This window comes from Desulfococcus multivorans, assembly GCF_001854245.1.
GTDB classification, from domain to species: Bacteria; Desulfobacterota; Desulfobacteria; order Desulfobacterales; family Desulfococcaceae; genus Desulfococcus; species Desulfococcus multivorans.
Window position 1 is genome coordinate 874,911 of sequence record NZ_CP015381.1, and the last position, 12,824, is coordinate 887,734.

General features: G+C 56.2%; 6 protein-coding genes. 3 read left to right on the forward strand and 3 right to left on the reverse strand.

What is annotated here, in order from left to right; translation table 11 throughout:
• Positions 1 to 13: 13 nt before the first annotated feature.
• From dmul_RS03710 to dmul_RS03720, 3 genes are all read right to left on the reverse strand, one after another.
• Complete coding sequence (locus dmul_RS03710) at positions 14 to 4,270, reverse strand: response regulator (protein WP_020877359.1); 4,257 nt, start codon at positions 4,268 to 4,270, stop codon at positions 14 to 16.
• Positions 4,271 to 4,377: 107 nt separating this feature from the next.
• Positions 4,378 to 7,752 carry a response regulator gene (locus tag dmul_RS03715; RefSeq protein WP_020877358.1) on the reverse strand — a complete coding sequence of 1,125 codons (3,375 nt, stop codon included), beginning with the start codon at positions 7,750 to 7,752 and terminating at the stop codon, positions 4,378 to 4,380.
• 69 nt (positions 7,753 to 7,821) lie between these two features.
• Positions 7,822 to 8,004 carry a hypothetical protein gene (locus dmul_RS03720; RefSeq protein ID WP_040415400.1) on the reverse strand — a complete coding sequence of 61 codons (183 nt, stop codon included), beginning with the start codon at positions 8,002 to 8,004 and terminating at the stop codon, positions 7,822 to 7,824.
• A 154-nt stretch (positions 8,005 to 8,158) separates the two neighbouring features.
• Between dmul_RS03720 and dmul_RS03725 the strand changes: the two genes are divergently transcribed.
• The 3 genes from dmul_RS03725 (at position 8,159) to dmul_RS03735 (ending at position 12,493) form a co-directional block, all read left to right on the forward strand.
• Positions 8,159 to 8,491 carry a hypothetical protein gene (locus tag dmul_RS03725; protein ID WP_040415431.1) on the forward strand — a complete coding sequence of 111 codons (333 nt, stop codon included), beginning with the start codon at positions 8,159 to 8,161 and terminating at the stop codon, positions 8,489 to 8,491.
• Between the two features lie 26 nt (positions 8,492 to 8,517).
• Positions 8,518 to 10,167, forward strand: coding sequence for a ribonuclease J (locus dmul_RS03730; protein ID WP_040415428.1), 1,650 nt, complete (start codon positions 8,518 to 8,520; stop codon positions 10,165 to 10,167).
• 79 nt (positions 10,168 to 10,246) lie between these two features.
• The gene (locus dmul_RS03735) at positions 10,247 to 12,493 is read left to right on the forward strand and encodes a DNA translocase FtsK (protein ID WP_020877354.1); all 2,247 of its coding nucleotides are present in this window, start codon (positions 10,247 to 10,249) and stop codon (positions 12,491 to 12,493) included.
• Positions 12,494 to 12,824: the final 331 nt, after the last annotated feature.

The window sequence follows — 12,824 nt, forward strand, 5'->3', positions numbered from 1 at the left end:
GTCCGGAAAAGGGTTATTCATCCTCGGTCGACGCCAGCAATCTTTTCACGACTGCCGTCGCTTCCCTGAACCGATATCTGTCGATCAACCTGCCAAGTTCCGCAATTTTCGGGAAAACCGGGTCCGGCCAGGCCAGGATGTTGATTTGGGCCATGATGTCTCTGATCGGAATGGGCTTTCCTTTGATAAGATGGGGCTGCATCTCGGAGAGGAGGCGTTTTAATGTGTTCAGATCCGCTGTTGCCGCTCCACGAAACGCCAGGGCGGTGCCATTCGGCGACATCGCCTTTGATGATACTTCATCAGGCGTGTCAGGTTGCATTATCCGATCCCGAAGGGTGTCGAGAACGGCCTCAAGGGCCGATTCGAATATCCGGATTCGCTTCGCGATCTCCACCCGGTCTCCTCCGTTCAGAGCAGACTCCAGTTCCGTCGACGCCCTGTAAAGGGCTGATGCCCCGATATTCCCGGCGACGCCTTTCAGCGAGTGAAGCCTTCGGCGGCCGGGTTCCGGGTCCTTCGACATCAAGGACGTCGTGATCTCGAGAGAGACGGCCTGGTTCTCCTGATAGAATTTTTTCAACAGGCTCAGATATAGATCCGCGTTTCCGCCCACGCGGGAAAGGCCGTGCTTGACGGAAATGCCCGGCAGATCCGTTGAAATCGATGGCGGCATCGGGGATTCAAACGTCGGTCCGTGGATGGATGAAGGAAGACCCGGTTTGTTTGGCGGCACCGTTCCGGAAAGCATTTCCGCGGATGAAATGTCGGACTCCCCGCGGGAAATCCATTTGATCAGAACGGAAAAGAGCGTTTCCGGATCGATGGGCTTGGCGATGTGCTCGTTCATACCGGCTTCGATACATTTCTCTCGATCTCCGGTCAAGGCATGGGCCGTCATGGCGACGATGGGGATCAGGGGAGACGATCCCTTTGCGTGGGATGCATCGGATGCGGGAGAAAGATGCGGACCGCCTGATGTCCGAATGCGTCGGGTTGTCTCGAATCCGTCCATGGACGGCATCTGGATATCCATGAACACCAGGTCGTACCGTTTGGTTTCCAGGGCTTCGAGGGCGGCTTTGCCGTCGGCGGCGACATCCACCCTCACGCCCATCTGTTCCAGCAGCTCCACGGCAACCTGGCGGTTGATGTCGTTGTCTTCCACCAAAAGGACCCTGGCGCCGAGGATCCGCTTCAGCGCTTCCGGCGGCACAACAGGTTTCGAGAGGATACGCGGCGGTACGGAGACGTCTTTTTGGAACAGGCCCATGATGGTGTTGAACAGCACGGACGGGTGGGTCGGTTTCAGGAGAAAGCCGTCAAGGACGTTCACATCCGTTTGGGCGGTGATCTCCTCGCGGCTGTAGGCCGTTACCATGATAACCGCGGGTATGTGCGGTTTGGGAAGCGTTTCTTTGATCCGACGGGCGGCTTCCACGCCGTCCATCCCCGGCATTTTCCAGTCCATGAGGACCAGGGGGTAAGGTCGTCCTTCCCCTATGGCGTGTTCAAGCTCCGCCAGAGCGACTTCCCCGGAACCGGCCGTAGACACCTCGAAAGTCATCGCTGTAAGATAATCCTTCAGGATATTCCGGGCGGTGGCGCTGTCATCAACCACCAGGACCCGCATTCCCCGGAGTCCGCCGACAGCCTGGACGCGTTTCCGACGGGCGTTTTCATCAAGGCCGAATACGGCTGTGAACCGAAAAACCGAGCCTTTGCCGATCTCGGACTCGATCTCGATTTCTCCGCCCATCAACTCCACCAGCCGTTTGCTGATGGTTAAGCCCAGACCGGTGCCGCCATATCTGCGGGTGGTGGACGAGTCGGCCTGGGTAAAAGGGTTGAAAAGCTTTTCAGCCTGATCCCGGGTCATGCCGATGCCCGTGTCACGCACCTCGAAACCTAAGGTAACGTTGCTGCCGACGTTCTTCTGGGTCGTCACCGAGACGACAATTTCGCCTTTCTCGGTGAATTTGACGGCATTTCCCAAAAGGTTGATCAGGATCTGACTCAGCCGGACCGGGTCGCCTACGAGGACCTGGGGTACGTCCCGAGAAACGGCGATCAACAGTTCCAGACCCTTGTCTCGGGTTTTTCCGGAGATGAGGACCGACACGTTGTTCATGACTTCTTCCAGGTGAAAGGTCACCTGTTCCATGTCGAGTTTGCCGGCCTCAATTTTGGAAAAATCAAGGATATCGTTGATGATTCTGAGCAGGCTGTGGGCGGACACATGAATTTTTTGAAGATAATCCATTTGTTTGGGGGTCAGGGGCGTCTGCATGGCCAGGTAGGTCATGCCGATGACGGCATTCATGGGTGTACGGATTTCATGGCTCATGTTGGCCAAGAATTCACTCTTGGCCCTGTTGGCCCGATCCGCCGCCGACTTTGCCCGACGAAGCTCCTCCTCCTTCTGTTTGATTTCCGTAATGTCTCTGCTGACGCCGATCAACCCCAATATCTCTCCGGTGTGGCCGAATATGGGTCGCATATCGCAGAGCATCCATCGTGTCCGTCCTTGCCGGTCCGTGTATCGCCATTCACGTCCCTTGATGGTTTGGCCGTTGTGAATCACGGCTTTTTCAGAAGCATAGTTTCGTTCGGCTTCCCCTCGAGGCAAGATATCGAAATCGGTCTTTCCTAAAAGTTCTTTCCAGTGGGTATGGTCGGTAAGGTCGGCATAAGACTGGCTGGCGGCGGTGAATCGGTGGGTACGGTCCTTGATGTAGATGAAGTCGGATGTCTCCTCCAGCAGCGAGACAAAATCCCGATTGAGCGCGGTCATCTCCGTAAGGTCCCGGAAAGTGACGACGGCGCCGACCACCTGACCATTCTTCCGGATGGGGGTGCTGGTATATTCCACTGGAAAGCATGTACCGTTCTTGCGCCAGAGAACCTCCTGGGTTACATGGTCCTGGACGCCCCGGGTGTATGCCGCCGACATGGGGCACTTCTCCTCAGGGTAGGGTTGACCGTCCACGGTCGAGTGGTGGATCAGGTTATGGATACGTCGCCCCAGGAGTTCGTCGGCCGTGAAGTCGAGAAGCCGAACCGCGGCGGGATTGATAAAGATCGTCCGTCCGTCGTTATCCACCCCAAAGATGCCTTCCCCCGCGGATTCCAGGATGAGTCGGCTTTGCTCTTCGGCTTCGCGGAGGGCCGCTTTCTGGCGTCGGATCTGGAAGATCCAGACCAGACCGACAAGCATCACGATAAGAAGAATGCCGCCTCCGATCATGACGGTTTTCATCAGAAGCGTTTTGTGGGCCTGCCGGCGGTTGGCGGAATTGAAGATGAGCCGGTTCATGTCGACATCGGCTCTGGATACGAGTCCTGCGCCGTGAAGATGCTTCAACATCTCCCGCCATCGCTCGGGGTTGGTATGACCGGGCTCCACAAAAGGATAATGCATCAGATGCGCGATCTTATGTGCCTGGAACCGGTTGAAATCGGCAAAATCCATTACCGGAAGGATTCGCCTGAACTCCCATTCGATCCTGTCGGCCACCTCATGGGTATGTTCCATGGCGTAATGCCAGCCCCGGAGCGAGGCCTGAGTAAATCGTCGGACCATGTCGGGGTTTTCGTCCACAAGCTGCTTGCGGGTGAAAAGACTGTCGCCGTAAAAGCCGACGCCGTAAGAGGACGGATTGATGGAGACCAGATGCAGACCCATCTGCCGAGCGATCCACTCTGCTGCCAGGGTATCGTCCGGAATGACGTCCACCTCCCCCGTAAGCAGATCCGGAACGCCAAAACGGACGGGATGAGCCGGCACCTTTTCGGGATCGATACCTTCGGCGCGCAACATGGCCTGCATCTCCACATCGGACGCATCCCCGGGTTTTCGTCCGACCCGCAGTCGTAAGAGATCCGCTGGAGAGGTGAGTGCCGTCGTGCCAAGGGCATAAAAGGCGACGGCGCTCTGCTGAAAAATGGAAGCCAGGATCACGAGGGGCAATCCCTGATCCTGGGCTGCCAGGATATCCACCGCGCCAATGCCGAAATGGGCACGCCCTTCCGCCACTGCCGTCAGCGTGTCGACCTTGGTCTGATCCGGGTTTAAGCCGGATCGGATTTCAACCTCCAGGCCGGCATCCCGGTAGTACCCTTTCCACAATGCCGCGTAGTATCCTGCGAACTGAAACTGATGATCCCATCGAAGCTGCAGGACGATTTTTTCCAAGGCATCAGCGGGGGGGACGCCAAGCCCGCACAGCACCAGCATCAAAGCCGCGCCAATCATGCGACATCGCATCATGAAACAATGCCGTCTCCATTGTTTTCTTCGATGAAAACGGTTTTCCCTCCAAGCCTGATTTGTCAAAAGGCTCTCAGGCGGAGGGCGGTCGAGATTCACCGAGGTTGTCACGGTCCGTCATTCCTTTCAACCTTCTCGAGGAGTTCATCCAGCGTCGTCAAGGCTTCCTTATATTGATATTTGTCGATTTGATGCCTCAGTGTCTCCAGCCGGCGGGAGAAACGCCGGGGCCAGACCGCTCCGTCAATCTCTGTCATGAGGATTTTGCTCTGTCGGGGTTGGCGCTTCTGCACCGGGGATTTCAGTCGGATAAGAAGGTCCCGGAGCATGTCCGGGGTCATCTCTCCGGCCCGGCCGGCGCTCCGTTCCGGTGAATCCGTTTCGGAGACGAAGGGTTTCAACGCATCGAGAATCTTTTTCAAGGCTGCACCGAACGGCTCTAACCGCTCTTGACTATCCTCTATTTCACCCTTCCGGAGGGCCGATTCCAGCTCGCCTGCTGCGATCTCGAGTTCCCGGGCGCCGATGTTGCCCGCAACGCCCTTCAGTGTATGGGCCAGGCGCAGGGCCAGCGGCGCGTCGTTCCGGGCCAGTGCTTCCCGAATCTCATCGGCGGCGCTTCCATGATCCTGATAGAATTTTTTCAGGAGGCGTCTATAGAGGGCTTCGTTGTTTCCCACGCGCATCAGGCCGTTTTCGACCGAAATTCCCGATATCTCGTTCAAATTCGGTTCCGGACCTGAGGGTGACGGCGGGCTTTCGATTTCGACGGGTTGGGGCGGTGGTGTGCGGTCGGTCGGCGGAATCCATCTAACCATCGCCGCGAACAGCGCTTCCGGGTCGATGGGTTTGGTGATGTGATCGTTCATTCCGGCGGCCAGGCTTTTGTCCCGATCTCCGGCCATGGCATGGGCCGTCATGGCAATGATCGGGGTCGGCGCGGCGACGCCCGAAGTTTTCATGCGCTGCTTCTCGATTTCCCGAATGCGGCGCGTTGCGGTCAATCCATCCATCACCGGCATTTGAATATCCATCAGCACCAGATCGTAATTTTCGGCCTGCCATGCTTCGAGGGCCGCTTTTCCGTCGTCGGCGAGATCCACGACCAACCCCATCTGCGTCAGGAGTTCCAGGGCGACCTGCTGATTGATGTCGTTGTCTTCGGCCAGGAGCACGCGTGCGCCTTTGATCCGTCGCTTGTCTGCCGGATCCATTGTCGAGGCGGTTTCGGCGGATGTCTGGGGGGAGTCTCCGATGCCGAGTACCTCCGTGATGGTGTTGAAAAGTGCGGACTGGCTGGCGGGTTTGATGAGGAAGCCCTCGAGCCCGACAGCCGCCGCCTGTTTCATCACCGCCTCATGACCGTATGCCGTGATCATGATGACCACGGGAATGTGGGGCAGGTTCATTTCCTGCTTGATGCGCCTGGAGGTGTCGACACCGTCCATGCCCGGCATCTTCCAGTCCATCAATACGAGATCGAATGCCCGGCCCTTTTGGGCCTCGGACGCCAGCAGTACCAGCGCCGCTTCCCCGGAATCGGCCGTGGATACCTCAAAGGAGAGGGCCTCCAGGTAACCTTTCAAAATCTCCTGGGAGGTCTTGCTGTCGTCCACCACCAGCACCCGAAGCCCCTTCAGGTCGGCTGAATGCCGCCGATGTCGCCGTGCTCCGGCATTGTTGTCCTGGAGATCGAAGACTGCGGTAAAACTGAAGGTGGATCCTTTGCCCTCCTCGGTTTCAAATCCGATTTCACCCCCCATCAGGTCCACCAGTCGTTTGCTGATGGTGAGCCCCAACCCCGTGCCGCCGTATTTTCGGGTGGTGGATGTGTCTGCCTGGATAAAGGCGCGAAACAGCTTATCCGACTGTTCCCGGCTCATCCCGATGCCGGTGTCCTTGATCGAAAATCGCAGGGTTACCTTCCGATCTTCACGCCGTTCCAGTTCCGCCGATACAAAGATTTCACCTTTTTCAGTGAATTTGACGGCATTTCCCGCCAGGTTGATGAGCACTTGTCCCAATCTGAGGGGATCTCCCACAAGGTTCATGGGCATGTTCGGAGCCGTGGCGATAATCAATTCCAGGCCCTTGTCCTGGGCCTTGACGGAGATCAGATTGGCCAAATTGTCCAGAACATCCTCCAGGTGGAACGGTACCTTCTCGAGATCCAGTCTGCCGGCTTCAATTTTGGAAAAATCGAGAATATCATTGATGATCCTGAGGAGCGCATAGGCCGAGACGTTGATTTTTTTCAGGTAATCCCTTTGCTTGGGCGTGAGCTCTGTTCTGAGGGCCAGATAGGTCATGCCGATGATGGCATTCATGGGGGTCCGGATTTCATGGCTCATATTGGCCAGAAATTCGCTTTTGGCACGATTGGCCTTGTCCGCCGCGCGACGCGCCCGGCGCAGTTCCGCCTCAGTTCTTTTTAGATAAGTGATATTCTTGCTGATACTGATGAGGCCCAGTACATTGCCTTCCAGATCATAAAACGGACGCTTGTCGCAGAGCATCCAACCCACACCGCCGTTGGCGTCCGTGTACTGCAGTTCGTGGGCTTCTATCACCTCTCTCTTCTCGATCACTCTTTTATCAAGGGCGTGAGATCTTTCGGCCGCATCGAGAGGGAGGATTTCGAAAACCGTTTGCCCGGTGAGGTCCTCCCAGTGAGCGTGCCCAATAAGGTCGGCATAGGCCTGACTCGCGGCGGTGAATCGGTGGGCGGTGTCTTTTACATAGATGAAATCCGGCGTGTGGTCCAGAATGGCCACAAAATCCCGACTGTGTCTGCGCATGCGTTCGGCATGCAAGGTTTGACGGATGATGTAAAAGGCCAGGAGCGAAACGACGAACAGGATGCCTACCGAAATGACGGAGAGCTTTCTGCGCATCAGGGCGATTTCGGCGTGGACGTCATCGATGTAGATGCCGGTACCGATGATCCAATGCCAGGGTTCGAATCCCTTGACGTAGGAAAGCTTTGGAACGATTTTGGCGGGGGCGTCTTTCCATTGCCACATATAGTCGACATAACCCGCGCCTGATGCCTCCACCACCCGGACAAACTCCATGAAAAGCCGTTTTCCTCGAGGATCCTGAAATTTGGAGACGTCGCGGCCCTCCAGATCCGTCCGATAGGGATGCATGACCATTCGCGGAATCTTGTCGTTTATCCAGAAATAATCCTTTTTTTCCGGTCCGTAGCGGAGGTTCCGGATCTGCTCGACGGCACGTTCCTGGGCTTCCCGACGGCTCATCTTGCCGTCCCGCTCCCAGGTCTCGAAGGTGGCCAGGATACTCCAGGCGGATTCGGTCAACTCCCGGATCATTTCACGCTTTCGTGCCAGGAAACTCTCCTCCAGGGCCGGAAGGATGATGAAAAAAATAGCAGTCACGAACAGGATAAGGGTCAGCATCGCCGGAAGGCCGATGCGAACCGGGATCGATTTTGACAGCTTTTCCTTGAGATGGTCTTGCATGGCGTAACTCCTGGATTGAATCGAATATAACCACAGGGGCTTTCATCCTTCAACCCCGGATCCGACCTTTCAATACCTTGAAAATACTGAAGCCTCTCGGTCGGTAAGAACCGAACCTGACACTGCGTTGCCGATCAGATCCACTTTCTCGAGCCGGGAGACCTCGATGTCCGAACCGACACCGCCGTAGCCGGTGAACATGAAAATTTCCACGAGGGGTCGTTTTCTCCCGTCGGGTCTCATCGTCATCATTTTTTCGCCATTACGTGTTCAATATAATCACTTTTTAGTATCTCATACAACCCAAACCCTTTGTCTCCAGCCTCCGGATTCATGCGGGATTTCGTTAAAATCGTCCGGAACATCGGCTTGCAAGAGCCGATCCAATGTGATAATCATCATTATTATGAAACAATATGTCATTGATCAACTCCGACTTGAAGACTACCATACGATCAAGCGCTATATGGATGAGCGGTTCGAGGATTCGGGCGTCGGTGGTTTGTATTGGATTCCCCTGGATACCGATATTTACGACGATCGCCAGAAATTACATACCGACTGTCAACCGTTTTATTTCGCGGTTGAGCTGAACGAGGAACGTCTGTCGTGCGAACTGCTTGTCCGGACTACTCGGCGGATGCGATGTGATTGTGTTTCCTACGCAACGACGCTTCAACGCAATTGGATCATCGACGCCATGGATGCCATACTGGAAAAACTGGGGATTTCGGTTTGAAGGGAGCCATAACGGTGCAAGACGCCATGTTAAAGATTATCCCCATAGGTGGATTGGGGGAGATTGGTCTCAATATGATGGTGGTCGAGTACCAGGGTGATCTCCTGGTGATCGATGCGGGCCTGATGTTTCCCGAGGACTACATGCTGGGGGTTGACCTGGTGATTCCCGACATGGAATTCATCCGACGGAACAAGAGCCGCGTCGTCGGCGTCCTGCTGACCCATGCCCATGAAGACCATATCGGGGCGCTCTCCTATCTGATGAGAGATGTCAACGTGCCGGTCTATGGAACGCCTTTTACGCTGGGTGTCGTCCGACACAAGTTGGATGAGATCGGCCTTTTGGGTCAGGCGGACCTGCGGGAGGTTCAGCCGGGCCTTCGATTGGTCGTCGGCAAATTCGAGATCGACCTCATCCGGGTGGGGCACAGCGTCGTGGACGGCATCGGCCTTGCTATCCGAACGCCCATGGGGCTCGTGGTCCATACGGGCGATTTCAAGATCAGCCACGCCGCTATCGACGGCATGACCACCGATGTCAACAAGTTCGCACGGTGTGGTGAGGAAGGGGTGCTGGCGCTTCTTTCCGATTCCACCAATGTGGAGAAGGAGGGGTACACCATCTCCGACCGGGAGATCGGCGAAACGCTCAAGGGAATTATTTCCAAGTGTCGGGGGCGTGTCATCGTGGCCCTTTTTGCATCGAGCATCTCCAGGATCCAGCAGATCATCGACATTGCGCACCAGAACGGGCGGCAGGTCGTTTACAACGGCCGGAGCATCGAGGTCACTGTCGGCATCGCCAAGTCTCTGGGCTACATCCGTATTCCCGACGGCATGGAAATCGGCATCGACGAAATCGGCAATATCCCGGATGACCAGGTGGTGCTCATCACTACCGGCAGCCAGGGGGAGCCCATGTCGGCTTTGGCGCGAATGGCGACCGGGATTCACAAGCAGATCAAGATCCGATACGGCGACATGGTGATTTTGTCGTCCAAGTTCATACCCGGGAATGAAAAAGCCATCGGAAAGATCATCAACAATCTCTACCGCCGGGGCGCCGACGTCATTTATGAAAAAATATCGGCTATCCATGTTTCGGGCCACGCCTTCCGGGAGGAACTGAAGTTGATGATCAATCTGACCCGGCCCCGCTATTTCATTCCCATCCACGGTGAGTATCGCCACCTGGTCCTCCATGCCCGGCTGGCTGAAGAGATGGGAATTCCCAAAAACCGGGTGATGCTTGCCGAGAACGGCCAGGTGATCGAGTTCGATGCCGGCGGTTGCCGCATCAGTTCAATGATTCAAACGGGTCGCATTCTCGTGGACGGCAAAGGAATCGGCGATGTGGGGCGGAGTCTTCTCAAGGAACGACGGGTACTGTCGGAAGACGGTTTCGTGGCTGTGACCCTCGCCTTTGACGAGGAAACCGGCATTGTGATGTACGGCCCGGAGGTGATCTCCCGAGGGTTTGTCTTCGAGACGGAAACCGGCCATTTGGTGGATGATGCCCAGTGCGTCATCCTGGAGGCCATCGAGGACATTGGGCCGGACGTCCCGGATCGAATCGAGAAAATCCGGGCACGTATCAAGGGCGATCTGAGAAAATATTTTAACTACACCATCAAGCGGCGTCCGCTTATCCTGCCCTTTGTTCTGGAAATCTGATATCCGCCGTCGAGACGGCGCGCTTCCCAAGGATCCTGGGGAGCCCTTTGTTTCAACCCCACTATTCGAAGTACGGAAGATGCGCAAGGAGCTTCTTGGAATTTTTTTGTTTTTTCTGGTCGTTTTCATCCTGATCAGCCTGCTGTCCTATCATCCGTCGGATCCCTCCATGTTCAATTCAGGAACCTCGGCGGGTCCGAAAAACCTATTCGGCCTTATCGGCGGGCATACGGCGGGGGCGCTGCTGGGACTTTTCGGAGCGGGAGCGGGTTGGTTCCCCATTCTGCTTGGCATGTTCAGTGTCCGGATTTTCAAGAATCCTTCGGAGCAGGAACTGCTGGTTTCCGTGTTCGGCGGGGTACTTCTCATTGTCGTTACGGGTGCCCTTATGGGACTGGGGGAGACGACATACCCCCTCCGCGGAGGCGGCGTATCGGCCGGGGGGCTGATCGGTGAGCTCATCGGCGATCAGATCACCCGGTATTTCAGTGCCGTCGGCGGGTGCATCATTTTGATTCTCTCAGGGGCGGTTGCCTTTATCATGCTGACGGGCATATCCATCGTGGCCCTCATAAAAAAAGCGGCGGATTTTCTGACACCGGGATATCGCCGCATCACCGCGACGATCGATGCGGTTCTGATGGCCCGAAAGGTGCGAAGGGCCGAGATCGTTGCGGACCAGGCCGAAGAGGATTCCTCCAAGACACCTCTGCGGCCGGAAAAAGACCTTGTCGATACACCCGCTTCCGGAAATGGAGGGGTTCCCGATGGGGCTCCGCGAAAGATCCGCTTGCGAATCACCTCGCCGGCAATGGCGCGGCGCCCCGAACCCCGACGTGATAAGACGCCGGCGCCTCAGTTGCTTCTGCCGCTGCCCGGCGGAAATGGATTTCAGATACCGCCGACAGCTTTTCTGGACGAGGGATCGGGCCGGTCGGCATCGGTGGATACCGCCCATCTGGAGGAACAGGCCAGACGGCTGGAGAGCAAACTGAACGATTTCGGCGTCAAGGGAGAGGTCACCGACGTGACGCCCGGGCCCGTGATCACCACCTTTGAATACAAACCCGCACCCGGCGTGAAGATCAATAAGATCGTCAACCTTTCCGACGACCTGGCGCTGGCCTTGAAGGCGTTCAGTATTCGGATCGTGGCGCCCATCCCCGGTAAATCGGTCATCGGTATTGAAATTCCCAATGCCGAGCGGGAGATCGTGCATCTCAAGGAATTGGTTGAATCGGCCGAATTCCAATCATCCCCTTCGCATCTGTCTATCTGCCTGGGCAAGGATATTGTCGGAAACACGGTGGTGGCCGGTCTCGAAAAGATGCCGCATCTCCTCATTGCCGGCGCTACGGGAACCGGTAAGAGCGTCTTTCTCAACTCCCTGATCTGCAGTTTCCTCTACAAAGCCGCTCCCGAAGCGGTCAAAATGATCATGGTCGACCCCAAGCGGATCGAACTGTCGCTTTACGACGGTATTCCCCATCTGATAACGCCGGTGGTAACCGACGTTAAAAAAGCGACGAACGCGCTGTTCTGGGCGGTTTCCGAGATGGAACGACGATATGAGCTTCTGTCGGAAAAGAAGGTCCGCAACATCACCCAGTACAACCAAAAGGTTGATCAGGAGCGAAATGCGCTTTCGGAGGAGGGACCCGTGGCTGATAGGCTGCCCTTGATCGTCGTCATCATCGACGAGCTGGCCGATCTCATGATGGTGGCCTCCCGTGATGTGGAGGTCGCCCTGATGCGATTGGCCCAGATGGCGCGTGCCGCCGGGATTCATCTCATCCTTGCCACTCAGCGGCCGTCGGTGGATGTCCTGACCGGCATCATCAAGGCCAATTTCCCCACGCGGCTCACCTTTCAGGTTTCGTCCAAGACCGATTCCCGAACCATATTGGACGCCAACGGCGCGGAGACGCTTCTCGGCAACGGCGACATGCTTTTTCTGCCGCCGGGAACGGCCAAACTCAAACGCATCCACGGTGCCTATGTATCCGAACAGGAACTGTCCAGGATTACAGAGTTCGTCAAGGCCCAGCGGTCTCCGGAATACGACGATGCCGTCGTCGAGGCTCAAGTCGCGGAGAAGGACGCGGGAGACGGTGAAACCGAATACGATGAACGTTACGACGATGCCGTGGCCCTGGTGACACAGACACGCCAGGCATCCATCTCCATGGTTCAACGTCATTTGCGCATCGGTTACAACCGCGCCGCACGGATCATCGAAGTCATGGAGAAGGAGGGCATCGTAGGGCCCGCGGACGGGGCTAAACCCCGGGAAGTCCTGGTCCAGGGCTACGACGATATCTCCTGAAGGTTATCACTTAAAACCGATTTGTAAAAATCATCGGAAACGATCCCATCGATGACCGTTTCCGATTCCGGCAGTGTCGTGATTTTAAATTATAACTCAACTTTCGACTTTCATAGGCCGGTGCCGAGAGGATACGGCCCGCGCCCCACGCGGTTTCGTTCAAGTACCGCTGATATGATTGACAGTTGTCAAGAAAAAAAAGTTCACCGACCTTCCTTTTTCCGCGGGAAAAGGATTATTACAAGCGTCTCTCCAGGCCATTGGTAGAGGCGGGATCTTTGAAACGACGGCTGATCTCTCTGATATTCGCGGGTTGGTTACCGCATGACTT

Bases quoted from the DNA above. Each gene is read 5' to 3' on its own strand.
- dmul_RS03710 (WP_020877359.1), bottom strand. From the start codon at position 4,270: ATGATGCGATGTCGCATGATTGGCGCGGCTTTGATGCTGGTGCTGTGC.
- dmul_RS03715 (WP_020877358.1), bottom strand. From the start codon at position 7,752: ATGCAAGACCATCTCAAGGAAAAGCTGTCAAAATCGATCCCGGTTCGC.
- dmul_RS03720 (WP_040415400.1), bottom strand. From the start codon at position 8,004: ATGATGACGATGAGACCCGACGGGAGAAAACGACCCCTCGTGGAAATT.
- dmul_RS03725 (WP_040415431.1), top strand. From the start codon at position 8,159: ATGAAACAATATGTCATTGATCAACTCCGACTTGAAGACTACCATACG.
- dmul_RS03730 (WP_040415428.1), top strand. From the start codon at position 8,518: ATGTTAAAGATTATCCCCATAGGTGGATTGGGGGAGATTGGTCTCAAT.
- dmul_RS03735 (WP_020877354.1), top strand. From the start codon at position 10,247: ATGCGCAAGGAGCTTCTTGGAATTTTTTTGTTTTTTCTGGTCGTTTTC.